This window comes from Allobosea sp. (genome assembly GCF_030694325.1).
In the GTDB taxonomy this organism is placed as follows: domain Bacteria; phylum Pseudomonadota; class Alphaproteobacteria; order Rhizobiales; family Beijerinckiaceae; genus Allobosea.
Window position 1 is genome coordinate 1 of record NZ_JAUXYO010000191.1, and the last position, 25,731, is coordinate 25,731.

The window sequence follows — 25,731 nt, forward strand, 5'->3', positions numbered from 1 at the left end:
GGCCCCGGCCTGCCGGTCGTCTATTTCGGCTCCAAGACCGGACGCGACGGCATCCATGGCGCGACCATGGCCTCGGCCGCCTTCGGCGAGGGCGCCGAGGAGAAGCGCCCGACCGTCCAGGTCGGCGATCCCTTCGCGGAGAAGCTCCTGCTCGAGGCCTGCCTCGAGATCATGGCGGCTGGCCATGTCGACGCGATCCAGGACATGGGCGCGGCGGGCCTGACCTGCTCGGCCGTCGAGATGGGGGCCAAGGGCGATCTGGGCGTGGAGCTCAATCTCGACGCCGTGCCCTGCCGCGAGGACGGCATGAGCGCCTATGAGATGATGCTCTCGGAGAGCCAGGAGCGCATGCTCATGGTGATCAAGCCCGGCCATGAGGAGCCGGCCGAGGCGATCTTCCGGAAATGGGGGCTCGACTTCGCCGTCGTCGGCCACACCACCGACAATCTGCGTTTCGTCGTGAAGCATCAGGGCGAGACCATGGCCGACCTCCCGATCAAGGAGCTCGGTGACGAGGCGCCCGAATATGACCGGCCCTGGATCGAGACGCCGCCGCAGCAGCGCATCGCGCCCGAAAGCGTTGAGGCGCCGATGGCCAACGCCCAGGCTCTGCTGCAGCTGATCGGCTCGCCCGACCTGTGCTCGAAGCGCTGGGTCTGGGAGCAGTACGACACGCTGATCCTCGGCAATTCGGTGGTGACACCGGGCGGCGACGCCGGTCTGATCCGCATCGAGGACGGGCCGAAGGGCCTGGCCATGACCGCCGACGTCACCCCGCGCTATTGCGAGGCCGACCCGTTCGAGGGCGGCAAGCAGGCGGTGGCGGAAGCCTGGCGCAATCTTACCGCGACCGGGGCGACCCCGCTCGCCGTCACCGACAACCTCAACTTCGGCAACCCCGAGCGGCCCGAGGTGATGGGCCAGCTCGTCGGTTGCATCAAGGGCATCGGCGAGGCCTGTCGCGCGCTCGACTTCCCCGTCGTCTCCGGCAATGTCTCGCTCTACAACGAGACCAACGGCGTCTCGATCCTGCCGACCCCGACCATCGGCGGCGTCGGCGTTCTCGCCGATGTGACGAAGCATGCGACCGTCGCCTTCAAGGCGGAGGGCGAGGCGATCCTGCTGATCGGCGAGACCACGGGCTGGCTCGGCCAGAGCGCCTATTTCGCGACGGTCTGCGGCCGCGAGGAGGGGGCGCCGCCGCCGGTCGATCTTTCCGTCGAGCGCCGCAATGGCGATGTCGTGCGCGGCCTGATCACGGCCGGGCGCGTCAGCGCCTGCCACGACCTGTCGGATGGCGGGCTCGCCGTCGCGCTGGCCGAGATGGCGATGGCCGGAGGGATCGGCGCGACCATCGAGTCGCTGCCCGCGGGTCCGGCCCATGCCGTGCTCTTCGGCGAGGATCAGGCGCGCTATCTGATGACCGTGCCGGCCTCCTCGTCCGAGGCGGTGCGGGCCGAGATCGCGGCAGCGGGTGTGCCGGTGACGGTGCTCGGCCGCACGGGTGGCGCCACGCTGGCGCTGGCCGGCGAGACACCGCTGGCCCTGTCCGAGCTCAAGAGCGCCCACGAGACCTGGCTGCCGGCCTATATGGCCGGCAAGGCCGCCTGAGGAGAGCCGCCATGGCGATGGATGCGCGCGACATCGAGGCGATGATCAAGGCGGCGCTGCCGGATGCGGTGGTCGAGATCAAGGATCTCGCCGGCGACGGCGACCATTACGCCGCGACCGTGATCTCGGCCGCCTTCAAGGGCAAGACAAGGGTGCAGCAGCACCAGATGGTCTATGCCGCGCTGCAGGGGAACATGGGCGGGGTCCTGCACGCCCTTGCGCTGACGACGGCGACGCCTGATATTTGAGGCGAACCCTGGAGCAGCCGCTATGGCCGAGCCTGATCCGACTGTCGCCAACCATACGCTCGTTCTGCTGCGGAGCATGGACCGGAAGCTTGACCACGTTATCGAGACGCTCGGGCGGCATGATGTTCGCCTCGGACGGCTGGAGCGCGATGTCGGCGAGGTGAAGAGTGATCTCGTCCTGCTCGAAAACCGGATGCTGACCCAGACCAACGAGATCCTTCGCATCGTGCATCGCCTCAACGAGCAGGACGCTCTGGCGAGCCAGAACTGAACTCCGGAGATATGAACATGTCCGACGTCAACGCCCGCATCGATGCCGAAGTGAAGTCCGCCGATGTGGTGCTCTTCATGAAGGGCACGCCGCAATTCCCGATGTGCGGCTTCTCCGGCCAGGTCGTGCAGATCCTGTCTTATGTCGGCGTGCCATTCAAAGGCGTGAACGTGCTCGAGGACCAGGAGATCCGCGAGGGCATCAAGGCCTATTCGAATTGGCCGACGATTCCGCAGCTCTACGTCAAGGGCGAGTTCGTCGGCGGCTGTGACATCACCCGCGAGATGTTCCAGGCCGGTGAACTGCAAACCCTGCTCGAGGAGAAGGGCATCGCGGTCAAGCAGGCGAGCTGAGGCGCACCGCCGCTTCGACAAACCGGCGCCCCATTCGCCGTCTTCCGTACGCGCCGCTCACGGGAGACGCCGATGCCTCGCTTCATCATCACCGCCATCCTCGCCTGCGCCACTGCGGCGCCCCTGCTCGGACCAGCGCAGGCTCTTGCCGACTGGGACAAGGCGAGGCTTGCGCGCGAGATCGTCGCGATCGAACGCGACTCCAAGGGCCGCCTCGGCGTCGCCCTGCTCGATCTGAAGGACCGCTCGCTCTGGTCGTATCGCGGCGGCGAGCGCTTCCCGATGCAGAGCGTGTTCAAATGGCCACTCGCCATCGCAGCCTTGCAGGCGGTCGAGGCCGGCAAGCTTCGGCTCGACCAGTCGATCACGATCAGGCGCGCCGAGTTCTCGCTTTATCACAGCCCGCTCGCCAAGGCCTTCAAGGGCGAGGCCAACGCCTATCCGGTGCGCGAGCTGATCGCGCTGGCGGCCGGCGAGAGCGACAACACCGCGGCCGATATCCTGATGCGCGAAATCGGCGGGCCGCAGGCGGTCACCGCCATGCTGAAAGCGGGAGACATCGCGGGCATCTCCGTCGACCGCTATGAGCGGCAGTTCCAGCCGGAGGTCTTCGGCCTGCCGGGCTTCGGCTGGTCGGACGTGATCGACGAGCCGGCCTATCGCGCGAAGCTGTCGGCCCTGGACCCGGCCAAGCGCAAGGCGGCCCTCCAGGCGGCCTTGAAGGACTCGCGCGACAGTGCCACGCCCGACGCCAGCGTCGCCTTCATCGAGGCGCAGGCCAAGGGCAACTGGCTGCGCGACCCGGCCCATAACGCGCTGATCGACCGCATCGTGACACAGACGAAGAGCGGTCCCGACCGCATCCACGCCGGGTTGCCGGAGGGCGCGCGTTTCGCCCACAAGACCGGCGCCGGGCTGAGGATGGATGGCATCAACCACGCCACCAACGACATCGGCCTCGTCACCCTGCCGAACGGGCGTGTCTTCGCCATTGCGGTCTATCTGGCGGGCTCGACCGCGGATGCGAAGCAGCGCGAGGCGGCCCATGCCGCGGTGTCGCGGCTGGCGGTCGCCACCCTGCGCTGAGACGGGAGCCAGCCCCGGAGGGGATGGGTTCCCGACAAGCCGATCGGGCTCAGGCCGCGTTCTGCCGGTGCCAGGTTTCGAGCTGGGCGAGCACGGTGTCGAGGTTCGACACGTCGACATAACGGCGGCCGATGTCGCGCAGATTGTCCCTGTGCGGCTGCTCCTCGATATCGCCGACGCAATCTTCGGGCACGATGGTTCGGTAGCGATAGCTGAAGCTGTCGAGGGAGGTCGCCCGTATGCAGCCGCTGGTGTTGCAGCCGGTGACGATAACGGTGTCGACCCGCTCCTTGGTGAAATAGTCCGCCACGCCGGTGTTGAAGAAGATCGACGGGCCCTTCTTGACCACGGCGAGGTCATAGTCGGGATCGTAGACGCGCGGATCGATCGGCGCGCTGGGGTGATCGTGCCGGAAGGTCTCGCGCACCGCCGTGATCTTCCAGTAGGGCATCTCGCGCTCGTTCATATAGGCGGTGTTGCAGGTCGCCACCGGCACGCCGTAGCGCCGTGCAACCTCCAGGAGCTTGATGGTGTTCTCGAGCGCGCGCATCACCAGCGGCGCGCCGCCCAGCGGATAGGCGGGATCGGTGAAGGCCAGCATGAAGTCGACGACGACGATGCCCGGCTTCTTGCCGAAGCCGACCTCGATCTCGCCATAGCTCCTGCGCGCATAATCGTCGGTCATCAAACGCTCCTGTGGTCGTTGCCGGGGTCCCGCGCCCCTGGCCAGGGATGCTAGAACGATGAAAAAAGCAGGCAAGATTGTTTTTATTGCGAGAGCGGGACGAGCGGCTATCCTTGGCGAGGTGTGGGCTGAGGAACGAGCATGGCGAAGAGCGCGAGACGGCAGCAGATTCGAAGCGTCGAGACCCGCGAGCGACTGATCCTGGCCACACTCGACGAGATCCATGAGCGCGGCTATCACGCGGCGACCACCCAGGACATCGCGGCGCGCGCGCTCGTTTCGCGCGGGGCGCTTCTCCATCATTTCCCAACGCGGGCCGAGCTCGTGCTCGCGGCGATGGAACGACTTCTCGATGATGGCATCGCCGAAATCCGCACCGTCGCCGGGCGGGTCGCGAATGAGAGCATGACGATCGAGGAGTTCGTGGAATTCGCTTGGCGCATGTTCTCCGGGCGCTTCTTCTATTTGTCGCTGGAGATGATCACCGAGGCCCGCAACGACGCCTCCCTGCGGGCGCAAATGATCCCGGTGGTGAAGCGCTTCCACGCGGAACTCGATATCGCCTGGGCCGGGGTGTGCGCGTCCTCGGCGCGCGATTCCCAAGAGGCCGGCATCATCCTGAACCTAACGCTCTGCCTGATGCGTGGCATGGGCGTTCAGGCGGTGCTGCGGCCCGAACCCGCCTATTATCGGCAACTCGTCGAGGTCTGGAAGCGAACTCTGCCGCTGCTTCTCGCAGGCCGCCTCGACAAGAGCTTCTTCGCCTGAGCCTTCGGACCGGCGACAGGCTTCAGGGCGAGCGGCCTCAGCCCCGCCGCCCCAGCCGCTCGGCGATGAAGATGCCGCCGAGCACCAGCAGCAGGGCGACGCCATGGTAGAGCGCGAGCTGTTCGCCGAGGATCAGCACGGCCAGGATCGGCGCGAACACCGGCACGAGATTGACGAAGACGCCGGCGCGGCCCGGCCCGATCAGCTCGACCGCGCGCATGAAGAAGAGCTGCGACAGGATCGAGGGGCCGATCGCGACATAGAGCAGGATCAGCCAGCCCTGCGGCCTCTTCACCGTGAAGGCACCCTGCGCGACCTCGATCGCGAGCAGCGGCAGCGAGACCAGGCAGGCGACCATGGCCAGCGCCGAGAAGAAGACCAGGCCGGGCACCTGCGGCCGCGAGCGGATCGCCACCGTGTAGCCCGCATAGAAGGTGCAGGCGACGATCATGAAGAGATCGCCGGGCGCGAAGGCGAATTGCCGGAGCACCGCGAGCTCGCCGCGGCTGGCGACGACGGCGACGCCGAGCAGGGTGACGAGGACACCGAGCGCCTGCACCGGGCCGATCGGCGTGCGATAGGCGATGAAGGCGCCGATCAGCACGAAGACCGGGATCGAACCCTGGAGAATGCCGATGTTGATCGCCGTCGTCGAATAGGCGGCGAGATACATCAGCGCATTGAAGGCGGTGAAGCCGACGGTGCCCATCGCGACGATGAACTTCCAATGGGCCTTGAGCACCGGCCAATGGGCCCTGATCTGGTGGCGCAGCAGCACCGGCATCACCGCGCAGACCACGACCCAGCGCAGCGAGGTCAGGGCCATCGGCGAGATCGCGTCGACCGCCAGGCGACCGGCGACGGCGTTGCCGCCCCACATCAGGGTCGTCAGGGTCAGCAGCAGATAGGCATTGCCCCAGAGGCGATGCGGCAGGGTCTGGTTCGCGGGCAAGCGGTCAACCGATCCGGAAACGGGCTCCTGCAATAGCCTTGCGTGCGGTTCGCGTCATGTGGGATGAGGCGCAGTGGCGCCCGGCGCCCGGCGCATCCCTCATCCTCCGTCATTTCGGCTTCTCCCATGCTCGATGTCGTCCGACGCCCGCTCCGCCTGCTCTTCGTGGACGGCAACACCCGCGCCCAGCGCGAGAGCCATGCCGCGGGCTACGGCGCCCAGCCGGCCGAGGCCTATGCCGCGGAGATCACCGCGATCGAGCCCGGGATCGTGACCGACATCTGCCTGCCGGCCGACGCGGGCGCCAACCTGCCGGACGGCGCCGGCCTGCAATCCTATGACGGCATCGTCCTCACGGGCTCGGCGCTCCACATCTACGAGCTCGAGCCGGCGGTGACGCGGCAGATCGATTTGATGCGCGCGATCTATGCCAGCGGCACGCCCTGCTTCGGCTCCTGCTGGGGCATCCAGATGGGCGCGGTCGCGGCCGGCGGCACCGTGACCCGCAATCCGCGCGGCCGCGAGGTCGGCTTCGCCCGTCGGATCACGGTCAACGAGGCCGGGCGAAAGCATCCGCTGCTGGCCGGGCGCCCCGCCGCCTTCGATGCGCCGGCGATCCATCTCGACACGGTGGTGCTGCCGCCCGGCGACACCACCATCCTGGCCTCGAACGCCTGTAGCGACGTGCAGGCGGCCGAGATCCGCCATGAGGGCGGCGTGTTCTGGGGCGTGCAGTACCATCCCGAATTCCCGCTGCGCCAGGTCGCCTCGATCCTCGGGCGGATGGTGCCGATCCTAATCGAGGAGGGCTTCCGGCGCGACGAGGCCGCCGCGGAAGACTGGCTCGCCGAACTGCGCGTGCTCGACGCCGACAGGGGCCGCCAGGACCTCGCCTGGGCGCATGGGCTCGACGCCGAGGTGCTGGACGACACCCGCCGCGTCACCGAGTTGCGCAATTTCCTCGATCACCGCGTCAAGCCGCAGGCGAGCGGGCGCGGCCGGGGCTGAGGCTGCTTCGGCGCGGAGCGCGTGCGCTCCCGCCATGCGATCCATGACGCAAGGACGTTCGGCTCGATTTTTCGATCCGAGGCCATGTCGCTGATGCTGAACACGTTTTGCCTCGTCGATGCGCGTTCAGGCGGCTGTCGTTATCGGAGATTAATCGTATTTTAAACGTATAAGGCGGAAATCGGGTCGAGTCATGACGTAGCGGTATTGCTTTCGATCTTCGTAATCCCTGCGGCATTCGAACAGACTACCTTTTCAAACCCGCCGGCGCGTGCGCTGCGTCGCTACATGGGGCCCGAAGTCGTTGAAATCGATCCGCATCAAAATCATTGCGATCCTGGCGATCGTCTCGTTCGGCGCCCTGGTCTCGTCGGGCCTCGGCCTCTGGGCGCTGTCGCACAGCAACAACCTGAGCCAGCGTGCGGCAAACCTGGCGAACGTCACGCACGACACCGACCTGATCAATTCGCACGTCCTGGGCGTGGTGATGGATGCACGCGGCATCTACATGTCGAAGGATGCCGCCGCGGCCGAGCCCTTCGCCAAGGGCATGGAGGCGCGGTTCCCGCAGCTGAGCAGTCTCGCCGCTCATCTCGTCAGCATCACACCGGAGGCCGGGCGCGAGCAGGCCAGGGCGATCGAGAAGGCAGTGGCTGAGTTCATCGCCTTTCGCACGGAAACGATCCGGCTCGGAAGGCAGGAATCGACGGCTGCGGCGAACGCCCAGGGCAACAACGACGGCAACCGCGCCAATCGCAAGGCGCTCAACGATCTGCTGGTGGCTTTCGGCAAGGTCAACAACGACGCGTCGGAAGCGCTCGAGCAGGAGGCCGATCGCTTCACCAAGATGGCGCAGATCGGCCTGCCGATCACGCTCGGCGTCATGCTGCTCGGCTCGCTGCTGATCGCGCTCTTCTTCGCCCAGCGCTCGCTGACCAAGCCGATCCTCGACCTCAGCGGCGTGATGGGCGCGCTGACGCGGGGCGATCTCAAGGTCGCCGTGCCGCATCTCGACCGGAAGGACGAGATCGGCACCATGGCCAAGGCGGTCGCGGTGCTGCGCGAGAGTTCCGAACAGGTTGCGATCCTGCAGCAGCAGGAGCAGGCAGCGGCTGCGGCGCGTCTGGCGCGGGCGCAGTCGATGGAGGCGGTGGTGAGCGATGTCGGCGAGGTCGTGGCCGCGGCGGCGGCGGGCGATTTCTCGGCGCGGCTGCAGATCGACCATGCCGACGAACAGATGCAGAAGCTCGTCGCCGGCATCAACGCGATCAATTCGGTCGTCGACGGCGCCACCAGCGAGTTCTCGCAGACGTTGCAGGCGATCGCGGCCGGCGACCTGACGCACCGGGTCGACACCGCCTATCACGGCCGCTTCGCCGATCTGAAGAGCGCGATCAACGAGACGGTGGACCGTCTGTCTTCGACGGTGAAGACGATCCAGCTGACCTCGGCGGATGTCGGGCTGGCGGCGCGCGAGATCAACATGGGCGCCGACGACCTCTCGAAGCGCACCGAGGAGCAGGCTTCGAGCCTGGAGGAGACGGCTGCGACGACCGAAGAGCTCGCGGCGTCGGTGAAGGCGACCGCGCAGGCCTCGCGCCAGGCGGCGAGCGTCGCCCAGGATGCGATGCAGGCGGCCCAGACCGGCGGGACGATCGCCGGCCAGGCGGTCGACGCCATGGCGCGCATCGAGAGCGCCTCGACCAAGATCTCCGACATCATCCGGGTGATCGACGACATCGCCTTCCAGACCAATCTGCTGGCGCTGAACGCGGCGGTGGAAGCGGCACGGGCCGGCGATGCCGGCAAGGGCTTCGCGGTCGTGGCCTCGGAAGTGCGCACGCTGGCCCAGCGCTCGAGCGAGGCGGCCAAGGACATCTCGGCGCTGATCTCGTCGTCGAACACCGAGGTCGGCGAGGGCGTCAAGCTGGTGCGCCAGGCCGGCGAGCAGCTCAGCCAGATCCTGAGCGCCTCGGAGAAGGTCGCCGCCACCATCGCGGAGATTTCGGCGGCGTCGGGCGAACAGGCCAGCGGCATCGACGAGATGAGCCAGGCGGTCGCCCATCTCGACGAGATGACCCAGCAGAACGCGGCCCTCTCCGAACAGAGCGCGGCCTCGGCCGGCTCGCTCTCGGGCAAGATCGCCCAGCTCAACGACCTCGTCGCCGCCTTCAAGACCGGGCCGGAGGCCAGGATCGGCGATGAGTCTGCTCGCGGCACCCACGCCTTCGTGCAGCGCGCCGCCTGACCGCGAGCGCCCGCCGCGCAAACCGCTCCCGGCAGAATACCGGCACGGGAATTTTGCACGATCGCCAACAAATCGCTGCGGGCCCGTTGACAGTCCCGCAGCGCCTCCGTAAACGAACCGCCGTTGCCCAGGTGGCGGAATTGGTAGACGCACCAGCTTCAGGTGCTGGCGCTCGCAAGGGCGTGGAGGTTCGAGTCCTCTCCTGGGCACCACTCTTCCTTGAGGACTACCAACCTCAAGGACTTAGCTGATAATGAGGGCTTACGCCTCACCGACTGTTCAACAACGGTGAGCAACAATGCTCTTTCGGCTCGTTCGTCCGGTGAAGCGTACCGGCTCCTCTTACCCATCAGTTTGTTCGGCACATTCCTCGGGATGTGAGGTCTCGCGTGGTGGGCATGACGCTGCGCATTCCGTTGGGCGACGGCGTCATTGAGACGGCCATTTCCGCGAAGGCGCAGGATGTTCGGTTTTCCCTCGGGACCCGTCCTCGCGGAAGGCATTATGGCCAGCGGCTTTATGGGCCGCACCAACAGCCGAAAGTCAGTTCGTCTTTTTAAGTCGGCGACGGATCGCGCAGCCTCACGCCAGTCGGCACGCTGCGGACAGGAAACAGCCGATGTCGATCGCTAAGGGTCGCTGCGATGACAAGCGGCGCAGGCTCATCTGATCGCCCGCCTCAGCCCGCCATCGGATCGAGGAAGAAGCGGTCTTTGCCGGCCTGTCCGCCTTTGAGGATGATTTCGACGCCATCCAGTTCGTCCACCGAGAGCAGTCGGCAGATATGACTTGCCTGCTGTCCGGTCGATGAGGCGATATCGAGCGCATACGCGCCGCAGCTGCGCATGGCGAAGCTCGAACTGTCACCCCCGGCGAAGATGACGCGGCGCAGCCCCGTTTCGCGAACAGCTTTCCGGAATAGGCCTGCAAGCGCGTGACCGACTGCAGGCGCCCGGTCGAGATTGAAAGACTGCGTGACCTCTCCGCGCGCCGTGTAAACCGCGACCGAGCGCCCCGCCTGCAGCGCTGCGATCATCCCCGGAGCGAGTGCGGCAGCGGCGCGGTGCGCTTCTTCCAGTCCGGTGAGGCGTTCGGCCGGCAGATGGATCATGGTCCAACCCTCGGCCTCCACAACGGCCAATTGCGTCGCAGTTTGCGCCGAGCAACTGCCCGAGAGTACGAGGCCGGCCCCATCATGCGTATGCGTCGAAGGTTTCGAGACGCGGCCAAGCTGCGCCGCGACCGCGCCGCCGAGCCCCTGCGGCAGACCCTGTGCGGCAAGGGCGAAGACGGTCCGCCGCTGCGCCAGCCGCCAGATCGCGCCGCTGACATGGTCGAGCTGCCGATTGTCGATCGTATCGAGAATGACGGGTGTGCCGCCTTCGGAACGCTGAGCGATGAGGTCCGCGAGGGCATCCATATCCAGGCTTAGCTCGGGCAGCATGATCGCAGCCGTTGCCGCTGCGCCGAGATTGGCAAGATGACGACGCAGATCCGCTTCGTTCATCGGCGTTGACGGATGCTCGATCAGCGCCGGATTGCGGTCCAGCCGTAAGATGTCGCCGCGATGGCGCGAGAAATGATTGGCAAAGGCGGTATAGCGGCCGAAATCCGGCGTCGCCGGCAGCACAGGCAGCAGCGCGTCGGGCCAAACGCGTCTCGCTTCCTCGATCGCCACGACAAAATTGCCGGTCTCTCGCGCCGAGTCGAAGGTCGAGCAGATCTTGTACTGATTGAGGCACGCGCCCAGCACGCCGAACAGCGCGAAAGCCTGCCTCAGCAGCCCGCGCATGTCGTCGGGCGCGCGCGATCGGGCGACGCCGGCGATGCCGACGACATCGAGCGACGCCGCCTCCGCCTCGACACGCGCGGGGTCTGCCGGCTCGAAATAGAGACGGCAGCGCAGGCCATGCTTGTGAAACTGCGCAAGGTTTTCCGACGCTCCGGTGAAGTCGTCGCCATAGAAGCAGATGACCGGCCTGCTCATGGCCGCCCGCCCGCCTTGCCTTCGCGGCTGTCGATCTGTTCGAGCACCTTGCGGAAGTGCTCCATATTGACCTCGGCGCCATAGGCTTCGCGCGCTCCGCCGGCGTCGCGGGTCTCGATCATCCTGTACATGATCTCATGCAGGCGGACGGTGTCGGCGAGGCCGCCATGCGCGTGCGAACGTCGCAGCCAGCCCGAGACCATGGTCAGCACGAAGTTCGCCAGCGTCTCCACCAGTTCGTTCTGGGCGGCGCGGTAGATCGCGCGGTGGAAGGCGAGGTCGGCCTCGACCGTGGCGTCGTAATCGACGGGGTCTGCCGCGATCAAGGGCCGGAGCCGGTCGATGCATTCACGCATGGCGGCGAGGTCCTCCTCCGTGCGGCGCTGCGCCGCAAGTTCGGCGCAGGCCCGTTCGAAGAGCAGCCGCACCTCCATCAGCTTCTGCGGCGTGGTGTCCTTCATGTAGATCTCGAACAGCAGCAGCTGTCCCAGAGATGCCTGCGCGCTGGCACTGACGAAGGTTCCGTGGCCGTGTTTGACGACCAGGATGCCGGCCGCCCCCAGCACCTTGACCGCCTCGCGCACGGGCGTCCTGCTCAGTCCGAGCTCACGCGCCAGTTCGATCTCCGGCGGCAGCTGTGCACCGGGCTTCAACGTGCCATCGGCGATACGTTGCTTGATGTGCTCGAGCACGATCTCGAGCCGGCTGAGCGGTTTGCGGCCCTTGCCGTTCGTCGTGTCGTGTCGGCCCGAGGCGGCGTCCATGATGTCACCTGTCGGCGGGACCGCGGTCCCCGTGATGCCGATTCCTTAGCTTGACAGCCCGATGAAAGGCAAGACATCATACCTTTAACGATAAGCGAGCCGACAACGAGCGGCGCGCAACAGGGCAGGAAATGATGACTGAGATTGCGCCGGAATTTGCCGGCCGCGTCGCGTTGGTGACCGGCGGGGCAAGGGGCATCGGACGCGCCTGCTGCCAGCGGCTGGCCGCGGGCGGGGCGAAGATCGCGCTCAACTATGCTGCCAACCACGCTGCCGCAGCTGAAACCAAGGCCTTGATCGAAGCTCATGGCGGCGTCTGCGAACTTTTTCCGGCCGATGTCGGCGACGAGGCGGCGTTTGCCGGGGCGGTCTCGGCCGTGCGCAGCCGTCTCGGCCCGATTTCCTATTTCGTTGCGAATGCCGGCACGACCGGCGCGCTCCATCACTCGGACCTGACGCTCGACACCTTCCGCGAAACCATCCGCGTCAATCTCGACGGCGTCTTCATCGGCATCCAGCAGGTCAAGGACGACATGCTGGCCCATGGCCATGGCAGCATCGTCTGCCTGAGTTCGATCGCAGCCTTACGGCCCCGTGCTCGCCAGATCGACTACGCCGCCGCCAAGGCCGGCGTGATCGCGCTGGTACGCTGTTTTGCCGAGGCGCTGGCACCGGCGGTACGGGTCAATGCCGTGGCGCCTGGCCTGACCGAGACCGACATGCTCGGCCAATTGGATCAATCGCTGCTGCCCGCCCGTGTCGCCGCCATCCCGCTCAAGCGCTACGGTCAGGCCAGCGAGCCGGCCGAAGCGATCGCCTTCCTGCTCTCCGACCGCGCCTCCTTCATCACCGGCCATACGATGGTGGTGAGCGGCGGCGATGTCATGACGCCGTGAGCGAGCCAAGCAGCTCAGCGATGCAACCCAAAGATCATACCTCATACCAAGCATGACCGAGATCCGCGCCCACTACCTGATCGAGACGTCGTTGCCGGTGGAACAGGCGGCTGCCGCCATTGCCGGCGAACAGTCGACCGGCACGTTCATGAAACTCGCCTCGGAGACGACTGACGTGACGGCGCGGGCAGGAGCGCGGGTCGCGCGGATCGAACGGCTTGCCGAGGTGGCGGTGCCGAGCCTTCCGGGTGCGCTCGCCTCCCCACGGGGCCGCTACACCCAGGCACGGATCGAAATCGTCTGGCCTTGCGCCAATATCGGGCCGGATCTGCAGACTTTAATGGCGACCATCTGCGGCAATCTCGGCGAATTGAGCGAGCTCTCCGGCATCCGACTGCTGGATGTCGATCTGCCGTCCGAATTCATCGCTGCATTCCCCGGCCCGCGCTTCGGCATCCCCGGGACGCGACAGCGTTTCGGGCTCGACGGGCTGCCTGCCATCGGCACCATCGTGAAGCCGAGCATCGGCCTGTTGCCGGATGAGACCGCGCAGGTTGTCACCCAATTCGCCGAAGGCGGCATCGACTTCATCAAGGACGACGAACTGACGTCAAACCCCGTCTTCGCGCCCCTCGATGCCCGGATCGCGGCGGTCATGGCGGCGGTCGACCGACATGCCGACAGAAGCGGCCGGCGCATCATGTATGCCTTCAACATCACCGGCGATCTCGACCAGATGCGTCGGGGCGCCGAGGCGATCCTGAAGGCGGGCGGCGACTGCGCGATGCTCAGCCTCAACTGGGTCGGCACCCCAGCCGAGCTGGCGCTGCGCCGTGAGTTCCCCCTCTTCATCCACGGCCATCGCAATGGCTGGGCGCTGTTCTCGCGTGCGCCGATGCTGGGCCTGGACTACCGCGTCTACCAGAAGATCCATCGTCTTGCCGGCGTCGACCACATCCATGTCAACGGGCTGCGCAGCAAGTTCGCCGAGAGCGACGAGTCGGTCCTGGCCTCCGCCCGCGCCTGCCTGACGCCGCTGCATGATGGCGACCCCTGCGTGATGCCGGTGCTGTCGAGCGCGCAGACCGTGCTGCAGGTCCATGACACCTATGCGGCGCTTGGCACGACGGACCTGATCTACGCCAGCGGCGGGGGCATCGTCGGCCACCCGGACGGCATTGCCGCAGGAACGCGCGCGCTGCGGGCCGCCTGGGAAGCAGCCCGAGCGGGCATTCCGCTCGCAGCGGCAGCCCGAGAGATGCCGGCCCTCAGGCGGGCGATCGAGACCTTCGAGCGGCACACGAAATGATCGCCCCATTCGGAATTTCATAAGAGACGGAGAGCACATGTCCAAACGCCTGGAGAACAAGATTGCGCTGGTCTTCGGCGCCGGCTCCGTCGGCGAGGGCTGGGGCAATGGCAAGGCCTCGGCCGTGCTCTATGCGCGCGAGGGCGCCAAGGTCGCCTGCGTCGACCTCAATGCCGCCGCGGCCGAACGCACCCGCGACATCATCGAGAGCGAGGGCGGCACGGCCCTGGCCCTGCAGGCCGACGTCGTGAACCTGGAGCGCGTGGGCGAGGTCGTCGACAGCGTGAAGTCGACCTGGGGCCGCATCGACGTACTGCACAACAATGTCGGCATGAACATAGAGGGCGGCCCGGTCGAGACGACGGAAGAACAATGGGATCGCGTCATGGACGTGAACCTCAAGAGTATGTTCTTCGCCTGCAAATGCGTCCTGCCGATCATGGAAGCGCAAGGATCAGGCGCAATCGTCAACATCTCCTCTCTCGCCTCGATACGCTGGATGCACTTCAACTATATTTCGTATTACGCCTCGAAAGCGGCGGTGAACCACTTCACTCGGGCGATTGCGATGCAATATGCCGAGAAGGGCATCCGGGCGAACACCGTGCTGCCGGGCCTGATGGATACGCCGCACATCTACGAGGCGATGAAGGCGCATTACACCGATTTCACCGAGATGCAGCGCAAGCGTGCCGAAGTGACACCGATGAAGCGCATGGGCGATGGCTGGGACATCGCGCATGCGGCGCTGTTCCTCGCATCGGACGATGCGAAATACATCACCGGCATCGACCTGTGCGTCGATGGCGGCCTGCACTGCAAGACGCATTGAGGAGCGGGCCGTGACGACCGCAAACCCATCTCAGAAAATTGGCTTCATCGGCCTCGGCGTCATGGGCCGCCGCATGGCGCTCAATCTGCGCAAGGCCGGCTTTGATCTCGCCGTGCATGACTTCAACCGGGACGCTGTCGCCGAACTCGTCGCGGCCGGAGCGATCGACGCCGGGTCAATTGCCGGCGCCGGCGCCGCCGACATTGTCATCACTGTGCTGCCTGACACGCCCGATGTCGAAGCCGTCGTGCTCGGCGAGGACGGGCTTGCCGCCTCCATGCGCCCGGGTAGCGTCCTGATCGACATGAGCTCGATCTCGCCGACGGCGACGCGGGCCATGGCCGAGACGCTGGCGGCGAGAGGCGTCGATATGCTCGATGCCCCCGTCAGCGGCGGCTACCAGGGCGCCGAGAACGCGACGCTGTCGATCATGATCGGCGGCGATGCCGCGGTGCTCGAACGCTGCCGGCCGATTCTGGAGGCGATGGGCAAGACCATCAGCCATATCGGAGGGGCAGGTGCCGGCCAGGTCTGCAAGGTCTGCAACCAGGTCGCGGTCGCGATCAACATCCAGGCCGTCGCGGAGGCGATGACGCTGGGCCGCAAGAACGGCGTCGATCCCGACAAGATCCGCACCGCGCTGCTGGGGGGATTTGCCCAGAGCAAGGCGCTCGACCTGCATGGTCAGCGCGTGCTCGACAGCAATTTCGTGGCCGGCTTCCGCGTCACCCTGCAGCGTAAGGACCTCAAGCTCGCGCTCGAGAACGGCAGCGCCACGGGGACGGCCCTCCCCGTCACCGCGCTGGTCCAGCAACTCTACGGCGTGCTCGCCAATACCGGCCGCGCCGACCTCGACAACTCCTCGCTGGCGCTCCTGATGCAGGAAATGTCCGGCATTGAACCGGAGTCGAAGGAATGAACGCGGCCTCGCGGGATTTCGTCATGCTGCGCGAGATCGTCGAAACCGTCGGCACGCGCCGCGTCGTCGCCGTCGATACGATCGCGCATGTGAAGCCGGAGGACGCCGGACAGGTGGTGATGACCGGCTCTCATGGCGGTCAGAGTTCCGGCGAATATGCCGCCAGGGTGCCGGTAACGGCCGTGTTCTTCAACGATGCGGGTATCGGCAAGGAGGATGCCGGCATTGCCTCGCTGCCCTATCTCGAGGCGCGCGGCATCATCGCCGGCACGGTCTCGCATGACAGCGCGCTCATCGGCGACGCGCTGGAAACCTGGCGGTCGGGGGTCGTCTCCGCGCTCAACCCGCTGGCGGAGAAGGCGGGCTTCACGCGCGGGGAGCCGGTCGCTCAGGCCGTGCGCCGAATTTTCGGAGGACGGACATGAGAAACGAGACCGTCGTCGAAATCGCAGGCCGTCGCGTCGTGCTGATGGATTCGATCTCGCTGATCGCGCCGCAGGACGAAGGCTCGATCATCATTTGCGGCTCCCATGGCGGGCTGATCTCGGGCGCCTTCGCGGCGCTGCATCCGCCGCATCTGGTGGTGTTCAACGATGCCGGCGGGGGCAAGGCCGGCGCAGGACGCGCCTGTATCGCGATGCTCGACGCCAAAGGTATCGCCTGCGCCACGACTTCACACAGCACGGCCCGTATCGGCGACGCGCAAGATGCCTGGCTGAGCGGCGTGCTCAGCGCCGTCGGCAATGCGGCGCGACAGAAAGGGCTCGAGGCTGGCCAAAGCGTGAAGGACGCGGTGGACGCAGCCAGCGGGCAGTAGCTCGGCCCAGCGCAAAAAGAGGAGGAGTAAACCAGGCCCAACGATCGACCACGATCAACAACAACAATCACAGGGAGGACTAAAAATGCTCAACAGAAAGCTCAATCTATCCATCCTGGCACTTGGTGCCCTGCTCGCGGCCACATCTGCCAAGGCCGTCGATATCAGCTTTGCGATGCATACCTCGCCTCCGGGACCGGAGTTCCAAGCCGTCGACAAGTTCATCGAACTGGTCAAGGAACGGAGCAAGGGCAAGGTCAACGTCAAGATTTTCCACTCCGCCGTGCTTGGCGGCGAGCGCGACAACCTCGAGCAGCTCACGGTCAACGAAGTCCAGATGACCCTGTTTGGCGACACGCTGCCGAATGTCGTCGCCCCGCCCTATGCCGCGACCGTGGTGCCCTTCGTCTTCCCCGGTCCGGAAGAGATCTTCGAGTTCTGGGCGAGTTCGGCCGGCGCCGAAGGCAAGAAGATGATCAAGGACAAGGCCAAGCTCGATCTGGTCTCTTTCTTCCGCCGGGGCGACCGTCACCTCTCCGCCAAGAAGCCGATCAGGACGCCCGACGACCTGAAGGGCCTGAAGCTGCGCGTCCCGGAAATTCCGTCCTGGGTTCGGGTCTGGTCGGAACTGGGTGCCCGGCCGACGCCTGTCGCTTGGCCGGAGGTGTTCAGCGGCCTGCAGATGGGCGTCATCGAGGCGCAGGAAAATCCCTGCTTCAACGTCAACCAAGCCAAGCTCTACGAGGTCCAGACGCATCTTATGTACACGGCGCATGTCCCGGCGGTCTGGCATTGGACCATCAGCTCGCGCTTTCTGAACAGCCTGAGCCCGGAACTGCGCGAAGCTGTTGTCAGCTCGGCCGTCGACGCCGCCAAATACGGCGACGATGTCACCAAGCAGCAGATCGACGGCGTCTGCAATGCGCTGGTCGAGAAGCACAAGATGACCGCGATCAAGGTCGATCGCGCGCCGTTCATCGCCAAGGCGCGCCCCGCAATCGACGAGCTCTCCAAGAGCTGGGCGCCGAGCGTCGTACAGGCCGTCTCCAAGTATTTGAAGTGAGCGCGCGCCGCGGCGGGGGCAATCGCCTCTCGCCGCGGCCCGGACCGAACGGCAGCCTGGAGACCATGATGGCCCCGATAAACGATATCCGACGGACGATCTACGTTGTCTTCGAAACGCTCGCGATCTGCGCGTTCCTGATCATGCTCACCTCGTCTGTCCTGCAGGTGTTCTTTCGCTACGTGCTGGACTCCCCCCTGCAATGGACCGAGGAACTGGCCCGTCTGACCTGCGTGCTGACCACCTATTTCGGCGGTGTCGTCATCCTGATGACCCGCGAGCATATCCGCGTCGACATCATCGACAACTACGTTTCCGGAAGATCGGCCGACGCCGTCGCCATGCTGGTGGACCTTCTCATGTCATGGTTCCTGCTCTCGGTTGCCTATGGCTGCTGGCGCTTGACCAACGCAACTTGGGAGACCTTCACCGCGACGATGGACTGGTTCCGCACGGGCTACATCTACGCGGCCGTCGGCATCTCCATGCTGGTCATGACCTTCCTGCTGCTGCTCGACATGTTCGAGCGCGCGATGCACATGGCCGGTCGCGCCAGGAAAGTGGAACCATGATCCTTGCGCTTTTCATCGGCGGATTGCTGGCACTTTTCGTCATCGGCGTTCCGGCAGCCTTCGCGCTGGGATTGTCCTCGCTGATCGTCACGCTCGTGGAGCGAGGCATCAACAACATCCCCTACACGATCCTTGCTCAGCGCATGGTGTACGGCGTCAACAGTTTTCCCCTGCTGGCGATCCCGTTTTTCATCCTGGCCGGCAAGATCATGAATACCGGCGGCATCACCGATCGGATCTATGATTTCGCTGATCGCCTTGTCGGCCACATGCGTGGTGGCCTGGGTCAGGTCAACATCGCCGCGTCCATCATCTTCTCGGGCATGTCTGGCTCGGCGGTCGCGGATGCGGTCGGCGTCGGCCAGGTCGAAATCCGCGCGATGCGCAAGGCCGGCTATCCCGACGATTTCGCGGTCGGCGTCACGGCGGCCTCGGCGACGATCGGACCAGTCATCCCACCCAGCATCCCGCTGATTATCTACGCCGTCGTCGCTAATGTCTCGGCCACCGCACTCCTGATCGCGGGAATCCTGCCCGGCCTGCTGATGGGCGCGATGATGATGCTGGTCGTCTGGTGGCAGGCGCAGCGTCGCAACCTGCCGACGGAGAAATGGCGCGGCCTGGCTGCGCTGATCCGCAGCTTTTTACGGGCGCTTCCGCCGTTAATCACGCCGGCGATCATCATCGGCGGCATGATGAGCGGGGTCTTCACCCCGACCGAGGCGGCGGCCATCGCGGCCATCTATGCGACCCTGATCGCTATGCTGGTCTATCGTGAGATCTCCTTCGCGCAACTTGTTCAGGTATTGCGCGAGACGATGCGAGAGACGGCCGGCATCATGATGATTCTCGCGGCCGCCGCACTTTATGGCTGGCTGCTGGTCTTCACGCAGATCCCGCAGCAATTGGTGACGCTGGTCGCCGGACTCGATCTCTCCCCAGTCATGCTGCTGTTGGCGATCAACGTATTCCTGCTGATCATCGGCTTGTTCATGGAAACCAATGCCGCGATCACCATCTTCACCCCCATGCTGCTGCCGCTTGCCGTCGCACTGGGCGTCGACCCGGTGCATTTCGGCATCATGATGGTTCTGAACCTGATGATCGGCCTGCTGACCCCGCCCGTCGGTATGGTGCTCTTCGCTGTCGCAAAGGTCGCCAACGTCCCGATCAACAAAGCCCTGGTGGCGGTCTCCCCCTTCTACATACCGCTGGTGGCGGCCCTCCTCCTCATCACCTTCATCCCTGAAATAACCCTCATCCTGCCGCGGCTTCTCATGAACTAGGCCGAGGCAACGGAGACCCCCATGCCGTCACCTGCGTTCTCGAATCCGCTGCGCCGAACACTACGATCCGGTCGGTCGACAGTGGGGCTCTGGGCTACTCTCGAAAGTGCGACCGTCACAGAGGTCGCCGCCGAACTCGGCGTCGACTGGGTGTGCGTCGACATGGAGCATGGCAGCCTGAGCTATCGCGACGTGGTCGACCATCTCCGTGCCGCGAAAGGCAGCGATCTGGCTGTCATCGTGCGGGTCCCGACCGCTTCGGTCGATACCATCAAGCGCGCACTCGATCTCGGCGCCCATGGGGTTCTGCTGCCGCTGATAAGGGAGCCTTTGGAGCTCGCCGAGGCGTTCGGCCATGCGCGCTATCCAACGTCCGGCAAGCGCGGGCTCGGGCATGAGCGCGCGTTGCGCTGGGGCATGGCGATGGAGAGTTATGTCGCCGTGGCCAACGAGGAGACGATGGTCATCCCTGTGATCGAGACCGCCGAGGCTTCGGCCAATATCGCCGGCATCCTCGCGACGCCGGGCCTGGAGGCGATCTTCTTCGGCCCGTCCGATCTCTCGCAGAGCTTCGGCCATCTCGCGGTCTGGGAGGGCCCAGGCATTGCCGAGGATATTCTCCGCATGAAGCGCCTGGCCGACGAGCGCGGCATCGCGTCGGGCATCATCGGCACGAGCGCCGACGACATCGCCAAGCGCCGGCAGCAGGGGTTCGGCCTGATCGGGTTGGGCTCGGATGTCGGCTTGATGATCCGGCAACTGCGTGAATTGCTGCTTCCGTTCCAAGAGGTCGCCGAGCGTAGGGGCGGCTACTGAGCGCCTGCACGCAATGTCCGCTTGGATGCCGCCTTCGAACCGCAGGAAGAAGCGCTTTCGCTCGGCCCCGCGTCCGACGCTTCTGGCGCACTTCCGCTGAGGTTCGGGAAGCGGCCTGCGCAGATAATGCCGCACCCGCATGAAAGACGCTGAGCCATCAGCGGTCAATGCGGCGATCGATCCACAATCTGATGCTCGAGGATGATACGGCGTGGCCCGCCGGCGTCGATCATGCGAACAACCGCATCACCATAGGCCTGGTAGGGAATGCGCACGGATGACAACCAGGGCGCGACCCAAGGGTTGAGCGGGTTGTCGTCGAACCCCAGAAACTGCGGCATCGCCTGAGGAGCCAGTCCCGCCTCGACCAACCGTCGGTGCGCGCCGAAGGCGATCATGTCGCTGGCGCAGATGAGCCCGGCCGGTGGCTTGCCAGCCGACAGAAGATGGTCGGCGGCGCGGTAGCCGATTTCCAAATGCTCTGCGCCCTGCGTGGTCAGGAAGCGCTCCGGGGGCACGGGCGCGCCGGCAGCCGCGAAGGCCTCGCCGATGCCGGCGATGCGGTCGAGGGTCGCCGAGGAAGCGAGATGGCCATGGGCTACGGCGACGTCGCAAATCCCTTTGGCCAGCAGGAATTCGGCTGCATCCTGGCCGGCCCGACGATTGTCGATGCCGATGAAGGGCTGATCGTCGTCGCAAGGGCAGCGACGGTTGACGAAAAGAAGCGGTTCGCCGGCCTCGATCATCGCCACCAGCTTCGGGCTCGCCACCGCGCCGAGCAGGACGGTCGCCCGAACCAAATGTGCACGCATTTCAAGCAGATACTCGTCCTGCAGCTCGGGCTGGTCATGGCTGTCGCAAAGCGCCAGCACAAGCCCACGGCTGCGCAGTGCGACCTCGACGGAGGCCGCGATCGCGGTCATCGCCGGGTTGGCGAGGTTGGCCGCGATCACCGCCACCAGACGGCTCTCGCGTTGACGCAGCGAACGGCCGGCGCTGCTCGGCCGGTAGCCCAGCTCTGCGATAGCCGCCCTGACGCGGGCGGCCGTCTCGGGCGTGGCCATGTTGGCGAGTCCATTGACCACCCGGGACACCGTCGCGATCGAGACCTGGGCATGGGCCGCGACCGCCCGGATCGAGACGCCGCGATCGGCCGTGGCCTGCCGACTTCGGCGCGGGACCCCTGTTTTGTCCTTCACGTCCTGCCCTCCGCCCGGATCCGCCCGACCCCTTGATGTCCTGATCGAGTTGGTTTTATGATAAGTCAACGAAAACGTTTACGTGACGGCAAACGATCACGGAACCAGGGAGGTTCGATCATGAGGCTGGCCTTGTTCATCGGCGGGGCGTTCGCTGCCGCCACACTGCTCTCAGCGCCGGCCAAGGCGCAGGAAATCACGATCTGGCACGATCTCGGCGACAACGGGATCAAGTGGTTCCAGGCAGCGGGTGCGGAGTTTGCCAAGAGCCGGCCGGGCGTCACCGTCCGCTCGCTGTCCTATCCGACGGACCAGTGGTTCGGGCGCGTCGTGGGTGCGCTCAACACCGATACCTCGCCGGACCTGATCTTCAACAATTACGAGCGCGTGATCCGCATCGAGAGCCAGACCGGGAAGGTCATGGACCTGAAACCGGTCCTCGGCCAGATCGCCGACAAGGACTTCCTCGGCGAAGACGACCTCAAGGTCGCGACCTACAAGGGCAAGACGATCATCCTGCCGGCGCAGCGCGTGCAGATGGCGCTCGGCGTGCGCAAGAGCTGGCTCGACAAGACCGGCGAGAAGTTCCCCGAGACCTGGGACGACGCCAAGCGCGTCGCCGCCAAGTTCCGCGACGCCGATCCCGATGGCAACGGCAAGGCCGACACCTTCGGCTTCGCACTGCAGGCCGCCAAGCCCCGCGACCTGATCCACATGCTCGATCTCTTCACCTTCGGAGCGGGCTTGCGTCACACACTGATCGACCCCGATGGCAAGATCACGATCGACCAGCCAAAGCACGCGCTCGTGCTGGAAGAATTCCTCAAGACCTATTCCACCTACAAATTCGTCGCGCCGGACACGATCAACCACTCCTTCAACGAGATGTACCAGGTGATCGAGGGCGGCCGCGCCGGCATGTTCCGCGTCGGCGACTGGAACGTCCGCAAATGGGACGGCGCCAGCGTCCTCAACGGCGATTTCGTCTCCGGCCCCTGGCCCCGCTTCACCGAGGGCGACCAGAACGCGGTGGTGATCGGTGGCATGCGCGGCGTCGCCGTGCCGGAGAACGCGCCCAACAAGGCGCTCGCGGTGGAATTCGCCAAGTTCCTGCTCGGCAAACAGGCGCAGCAGGCCTCGCTCGAACTGCTCGGCGCCGGCGTGCGCAAGGATCTCGACGTCGCGAAGCTGTCCGAGCGCCAGCAGTTCTTCGCCAAGGCGCAAGGCAGGCTGGTCGCTTACGACTTCCCGGAGTCGATCCACCCCTTCTATCCAGAGCTGGAGGCCGCCTTCCACCGCAAGCTGCTCGCCGGGCTCGCGAGCCCGCCGGCGGACTGGAAGCCCTTCATCGCCGAGACCGCCAAGGAGATGCGCGACCTCGCGGCGAAACTCGCCAAGGGCTGACGCCAGACGCCGCTCCCCACAACCTCGCGCGGGGCAGAGCCCGCGCGAGCCTCCCCGGGCAAGACGGGGAGACGCGATCCCAGATTTGAGCCGGATGCCGGAATGACAAGCCTCGCCCTGCCCCTCTCCGGCCAACGACCCGTCCTCGAAGGACGTTGGGACGAGGCCTGGCGGCACCGGATCTTCTACCTGTTCGTCGCCCCGTTCGCGGCGCTGACGATCCTGTTCGGGATCTGGCCGATCCTGCTCTCGATCCAGGTCTCATTCACGGCGTCGGCCAGCGCGCTGAAGCCGAACCCGGTCTATGTCGGGCTTGCGAACTACGCCGCGGTGCTGGCCGATCCGATCTTCCTGGCCTCGCTGGCGCGCACGCTGCTCTATACGGCGCTGTCGGTCGTGGCCAATCTCGCCTTCGCGCTCGGCTTCGCGACGCTGCTCGATTCGACGCTGCTGAAGCGGGGCAACCTGTTCTTCAGGCTCGCCATTTTCCTGCCGGTTGTGACGCCCGACGTCGCCGGCTACGTCGTCTGGCGCTGGCTCTATGACCGCTCCTTCGGAGCGATCAATGCCGGACTCGATCTGCTGGGTCTGCCGGCCTTCGGGGGCCTGTCCAGCCCCAACACCGCGATGCTGGCGGTGCTGATCGCCGAGCTCTGGCATCATGCCGGCTTCTACGTGATCATCTTCCTCGCCAATCTCTCGATCCGCGACAAGGCGCTGGAGGAGGCCGCCCATATCGACGGCGCAACCACCTGGCAGCGCTGGCGCTATGTGATCCTGCCGCAACTGCGGCCGGCGCTGATGATCAACACCGTCTATGCGCTGATCCAGTTCCTCAAGACCTTCACCGTGGTCGTGGTGATGACCAAGGGCGGGCCGAGCGACCAGACCAATTTCGTCAGCTACTACGCCTACCAGCTCTTCGACCAGGGCCGCTACGGCGAGGCAACCGCGATGGCGTCGATCCTGTTCGCGATCGTCATCGGCATCTCGCTGACGGCCTTCCGCATCGGTGACCGGAGGCCGGCATGAAGGACGCAGCCGCACCGTCCGGCAGCCATTTGCCGCTCGCCTACACGGCAGCCTATGGGGTCGCCGGCACCGTCAGCCTGCTCTTCCTCTACCCCTATTGGTGGATGCTGGTCTCGGCCTTCCGCTCGACGCGTGAGATGCTCTCGGCGCCGCTGCGCCTCCTGCCGGAACGCTTCGACCTATCGATTCTGTCCGAGATCGGCAGCATCGGCGGCGTCGATCTCTGGCGCTACGGCTTCAATTCGGTTGCCATCACCTGCGCCTCGACCCTGCTGGGCGTCACGGTCACGGCGCTGGGGGCTTACGCGCTCGTGCGCCGGCCACGGCTGCCGGGGTTCTCGCTGCTGCGTTACGGCTTCCTGATCACCATCATGTACCCCTACATGCTGCTGGTGATCCCGGTCTATCTGGTGATGTTCAAGCTCGGGCTGCTCGGCCGCTACGCCGGGATCATCCTGTTCCTGGCGCTCGGGCCGATCCAGTTCTTCCTATTCGAGCAGTTCTTCCGTGCCATCCCGCCCGAAGTCATCGAGGCCGCGACCATCGACGGCGCCAGCGAAAGCCAGATCCTGTTCAAGGTGGTGATGCCGATGGCCGCCCCCGTTGTCGCAACGGTCGCGATCATCACCTTCCTGCTGAACTGGGCCCAGTGGTTCCCGATCCTGGTGATCTCGCGCACCCCCGACACCTACACGCTGCCGGTGGCGCTGCTGTCGATGAACGGCGAACTCGGCGCGAATTTCCAGGGCATCATGGCGCTTTCGGTGATCACGACGCTGCCGGTGGCGGTGCTCTTCCTGATCGCCCAGAAGCGCGTGATGGAAGGCATGGCGGCAGGAGCGGTGAAAGGGTGAGACCGGCGATGGGACGGGCGGCGCGACGGGCCGTGGCGGGGGATCCGCTCGAGGCGACGTGGCACAGGATCGAAGAGGCGCGTCTGCGGACGCTGGACTGGCTGGCCAGCATGCAGGTGCCGGAGGCCCCACGCGGCGTGATGCGGATCAGCGGCCATCACGACGCCGCGCGGTGGCCGGGAATGTTGCTGCCCGGGAGCTACAACGGCGTGATGGCGCTCGACCTGCTCGGCGGGCTGGACGACTACGCTCCGGGCGAGAAGGCGGCTCTGGTCGCCTGGTTCGAGCGCGCCCGCCTGGCCGATGGCCGCTTCCGCATCGCGGGCATGACGGATGAGGCCATCTTCAAAAAGCCGGACCTCGCAGAGACCTGGCGGTACATCGATTTCCACGTCACCAACTATACGCTGGGCGCGATCGAGGCCCTCGATCCCGGCCGCAAGCCGGTCCTCGCCTTCGCCGAGCCGTGGCTCGACGCAAGGGAACTCGGCCACTGGCTGAGCCTGCGCGACCTGCGCGACCCCTGGCAGGAGGGCAATAACATCGTCAATCTCGGCAGCTTCTGGCTGCTGATGGCGCGCCATGGCGAAGCGGCGGTGCAGGCGCGGGTCGCGGCAGCGCTCGAACAGCTCTTCGCCTGGCATGACCGACTGCAGGAGCCGAGCACGGGCTTCTGGGGCGTCGGCCAGCTCTCGGATCCGGTTCGACTTCTGCATGCCTTCGCGGGTTCGATGCACAATTTCCATCTCTG

Annotated in this window: 27 protein-coding genes and 1 tRNA gene; 23 read left to right on the top strand and 5 right to left on the bottom strand. The window is 65.8% G+C overall.

The features are described from left to right. From purL to bla, 5 genes are all read left to right on the top strand, one after another. Window positions 1–1,611, top strand: a 1,611-nt coding sequence (gene purL / locus Q8M82_RS12190; RefSeq protein WP_305691619.1) for a phosphoribosylformylglycinamidine synthase subunit PurL, incomplete at its 5' end; no start/stop codon positions are given. An 11-nt stretch (window positions 1,612–1,622) separates the two neighbouring features. Further along, window positions 1,623–1,859 (top strand): BolA family protein, encoded by a 237-nt coding sequence (locus tag Q8M82_RS12195; RefSeq protein WP_305691620.1) that lies wholly within the window; start codon window positions 1,623–1,625, stop codon window positions 1,857–1,859. Between the two features lie 22 nt (window positions 1,860–1,881). Then, the gene (locus Q8M82_RS12200) at window positions 1,882–2,130 is read left to right on the top strand and encodes a hypothetical protein (RefSeq protein WP_305691621.1); all 249 of its coding nucleotides are present in this window, start codon (window positions 1,882–1,884) and stop codon (window positions 2,128–2,130) included. A 17-nt stretch (window positions 2,131–2,147) separates the two neighbouring features. Continuing rightward, on the top strand, window positions 2,148–2,483 hold the full coding sequence (gene grxD / locus Q8M82_RS12205) for a Grx4 family monothiol glutaredoxin (protein ID WP_305691622.1): 336 nt from the start codon (window positions 2,148–2,150) through the stop codon (window positions 2,481–2,483). Between the two features lie 72 nt (window positions 2,484–2,555). Then, window positions 2,556–3,569 (top strand): class A beta-lactamase, encoded by a 1,014-nt coding sequence (gene bla, locus Q8M82_RS12210; RefSeq protein WP_305691623.1) that lies wholly within the window; start codon window positions 2,556–2,558, stop codon window positions 3,567–3,569. A gap of 49 nt (window positions 3,570–3,618) precedes the next feature. Here bla and Q8M82_RS12215 read toward each other — a convergent pair whose 3' ends face one another. Next, window positions 3,619–4,254: an isochorismatase family protein gene (locus Q8M82_RS12215; RefSeq protein ID WP_305691624.1), complete on the bottom strand. Its 636-nt coding sequence runs from the start codon at window positions 4,252–4,254 to the stop codon at window positions 3,619–3,621. 141 nt (window positions 4,255–4,395) lie between these two features. Here Q8M82_RS12215 and Q8M82_RS12220 point away from each other — a divergent pair, with 141 nt between their 5' ends. Continuing rightward, complete coding sequence (locus Q8M82_RS12220; RefSeq protein WP_305691625.1) at window positions 4,396–5,022, top strand: TetR/AcrR family transcriptional regulator; 627 nt, start codon at window positions 4,396–4,398, stop codon at window positions 5,020–5,022. 37 nt (window positions 5,023–5,059) lie between these two features. Here the strand turns inward: Q8M82_RS12220 and Q8M82_RS12225 are convergent, their stop codons facing one another. Next, the gene (locus Q8M82_RS12225) at window positions 5,060–5,974 is read right to left on the bottom strand and encodes a DMT family transporter (RefSeq protein ID WP_305691626.1); all 915 of its coding nucleotides are present in this window, start codon (window positions 5,972–5,974) and stop codon (window positions 5,060–5,062) included. Between the two features lie 126 nt (window positions 5,975–6,100). Here Q8M82_RS12225 and Q8M82_RS12230 point away from each other — a divergent pair, with 126 nt between their 5' ends. From Q8M82_RS12230 to Q8M82_RS12240, 3 genes are all read left to right on the top strand, one after another. After that, on the top strand, window positions 6,101–6,982 hold the full coding sequence (locus Q8M82_RS12230; protein WP_305691627.1) for a type 1 glutamine amidotransferase: 882 nt from the start codon (window positions 6,101–6,103) through the stop codon (window positions 6,980–6,982). Between the two features lie 304 nt (window positions 6,983–7,286). Next, window positions 7,287–9,230 (top strand): methyl-accepting chemotaxis protein, encoded by a 1,944-nt coding sequence (locus Q8M82_RS12235; RefSeq protein WP_305691628.1) that lies wholly within the window; start codon window positions 7,287–7,289, stop codon window positions 9,228–9,230. A gap of 125 nt (window positions 9,231–9,355) precedes the next feature. Next, a tRNA-Leu gene (locus tag Q8M82_RS12240) sits at window positions 9,356–9,442 on the top strand. Window positions 9,443–9,909: 467 nt separating this feature from the next. Here Q8M82_RS12240 and Q8M82_RS12245 read toward each other — a convergent pair. Continuing rightward, window positions 9,910–11,217, bottom strand: coding sequence for a four-carbon acid sugar kinase family protein (locus tag Q8M82_RS12245; protein WP_305691629.1), 1,308 nt, complete (start codon window positions 11,215–11,217; stop codon window positions 9,910–9,912). Then, window positions 11,214–11,981 carry a FadR/GntR family transcriptional regulator gene (locus Q8M82_RS12250; protein ID WP_305691630.1) on the bottom strand — a complete coding sequence of 256 codons (768 nt, stop codon included), beginning with the start codon at window positions 11,979–11,981 and terminating at the stop codon, window positions 11,214–11,216. Before Q8M82_RS12250 ends, Q8M82_RS12245 begins: the two co-directional genes overlap by 4 nt. A 134-nt stretch (window positions 11,982–12,115) precedes the next feature. Between Q8M82_RS12250 and Q8M82_RS12255 the strand changes: the two genes are divergently transcribed. The 10 genes from Q8M82_RS12255 to Q8M82_RS12300 all read left to right on the top strand — a co-directional run bounded on the left by Q8M82_RS12255 (window position 12,116) and on the right by Q8M82_RS12300 (window position 20,491). Continuing rightward, window positions 12,116–12,877: an SDR family NAD(P)-dependent oxidoreductase gene (locus tag Q8M82_RS12255; protein WP_305691631.1), complete on the top strand. Its 762-nt coding sequence runs from the start codon at window positions 12,116–12,118 to the stop codon at window positions 12,875–12,877. 52 nt (window positions 12,878–12,929) lie between these two features. Continuing rightward, window positions 12,930–14,186 (top strand): ribulose-bisphosphate carboxylase large subunit family protein, encoded by a 1,257-nt coding sequence (locus tag Q8M82_RS12260; RefSeq protein WP_305691632.1) that lies wholly within the window; start codon window positions 12,930–12,932, stop codon window positions 14,184–14,186. Between the two features lie 37 nt (window positions 14,187–14,223). Then, complete coding sequence (locus Q8M82_RS12265; RefSeq protein ID WP_305691633.1) at window positions 14,224–15,018, top strand: SDR family NAD(P)-dependent oxidoreductase; 795 nt, start codon at window positions 14,224–14,226, stop codon at window positions 15,016–15,018. A 10-nt stretch (window positions 15,019–15,028) separates the two neighbouring features. Next, entirely contained in the window at window positions 15,029–15,937 is a 909-nt protein-coding gene (locus Q8M82_RS12270; RefSeq protein ID WP_305691634.1) for an NAD(P)-dependent oxidoreductase, read from the top strand. Then, window positions 15,934–16,362, top strand: a complete 429-nt coding sequence (locus tag Q8M82_RS12275) for a hypothetical protein (RefSeq protein WP_305691635.1) — start codon at window positions 15,934–15,936, stop codon at window positions 16,360–16,362. The genes Q8M82_RS12270 and Q8M82_RS12275 overlap by 4 nt, the downstream gene beginning before the upstream one ends. Next, window positions 16,359–16,754 carry a hypothetical protein gene (locus Q8M82_RS12280; RefSeq protein WP_305691636.1) on the top strand — a complete coding sequence of 132 codons (396 nt, stop codon included), beginning with the start codon at window positions 16,359–16,361 and terminating at the stop codon, window positions 16,752–16,754. The genes Q8M82_RS12275 and Q8M82_RS12280 overlap by 4 nt, the downstream gene beginning before the upstream one ends. An 85-nt stretch (window positions 16,755–16,839) precedes the next feature. After that, window positions 16,840–17,817, top strand: a complete 978-nt coding sequence (locus tag Q8M82_RS12285; RefSeq protein WP_305691637.1) for a TRAP transporter substrate-binding protein — start codon at window positions 16,840–16,842, stop codon at window positions 17,815–17,817. After that, window positions 17,814–18,389: a TRAP transporter small permease gene (locus tag Q8M82_RS12290; RefSeq protein WP_305691638.1), complete on the top strand. Its 576-nt coding sequence runs from the start codon at window positions 17,814–17,816 to the stop codon at window positions 18,387–18,389. Before Q8M82_RS12285 ends, Q8M82_RS12290 begins: the two co-directional genes overlap by 4 nt. Then, window positions 18,386–19,675 carry a TRAP transporter large permease gene (locus Q8M82_RS12295; RefSeq protein ID WP_305691639.1) on the top strand — a complete coding sequence of 430 codons (1,290 nt, stop codon included), beginning with the start codon at window positions 18,386–18,388 and terminating at the stop codon, window positions 19,673–19,675. Before Q8M82_RS12290 ends, Q8M82_RS12295 begins: the two co-directional genes overlap by 4 nt. 21 nt (window positions 19,676–19,696) lie before the next feature. Beyond that, window positions 19,697–20,491 carry an HpcH/HpaI aldolase family protein gene (locus Q8M82_RS12300; protein WP_305691640.1) on the top strand — a complete coding sequence of 265 codons (795 nt, stop codon included), beginning with the start codon at window positions 19,697–19,699 and terminating at the stop codon, window positions 20,489–20,491. A gap of 164 nt (window positions 20,492–20,655) precedes the next feature. On the opposite strand, the gene Q8M82_RS12305 is transcribed toward Q8M82_RS12300, so the two are convergent. Continuing rightward, complete coding sequence (locus Q8M82_RS12305; protein ID WP_305691641.1) at window positions 20,656–21,690, bottom strand: LacI family DNA-binding transcriptional regulator; 1,035 nt, start codon at window positions 21,688–21,690, stop codon at window positions 20,656–20,658. A 120-nt stretch (window positions 21,691–21,810) separates the two neighbouring features. Here Q8M82_RS12305 and Q8M82_RS12310 point away from each other — a divergent pair, with 120 nt between their 5' ends. From Q8M82_RS12310 to Q8M82_RS12325, 4 genes are all read left to right on the top strand, one after another. Continuing rightward, window positions 21,811–23,094: an ABC transporter substrate-binding protein gene (locus tag Q8M82_RS12310; RefSeq protein WP_305691642.1), complete on the top strand. Its 1,284-nt coding sequence runs from the start codon at window positions 21,811–21,813 to the stop codon at window positions 23,092–23,094. Window positions 23,095–23,196: 102 nt separating this feature from the next. Then, a complete protein-coding gene (locus Q8M82_RS12315) occupies window positions 23,197–24,126 on the top strand; it encodes a carbohydrate ABC transporter permease (RefSeq protein ID WP_305691643.1) in 930 nt (309 codons plus the stop codon). Next, window positions 24,123–24,980: a carbohydrate ABC transporter permease gene (locus tag Q8M82_RS12320; protein ID WP_305691644.1), complete on the top strand. Its 858-nt coding sequence runs from the start codon at window positions 24,123–24,125 to the stop codon at window positions 24,978–24,980. Before Q8M82_RS12315 ends, Q8M82_RS12320 begins: the two co-directional genes overlap by 4 nt. Then, window positions 24,977–25,731, top strand: a 755-nt coding sequence (locus Q8M82_RS12325; protein ID WP_305691645.1) for a hypothetical protein, incomplete at its 3' end; no start/stop codon positions are given. The genes Q8M82_RS12320 and Q8M82_RS12325, both read left to right, overlap by 4 nt.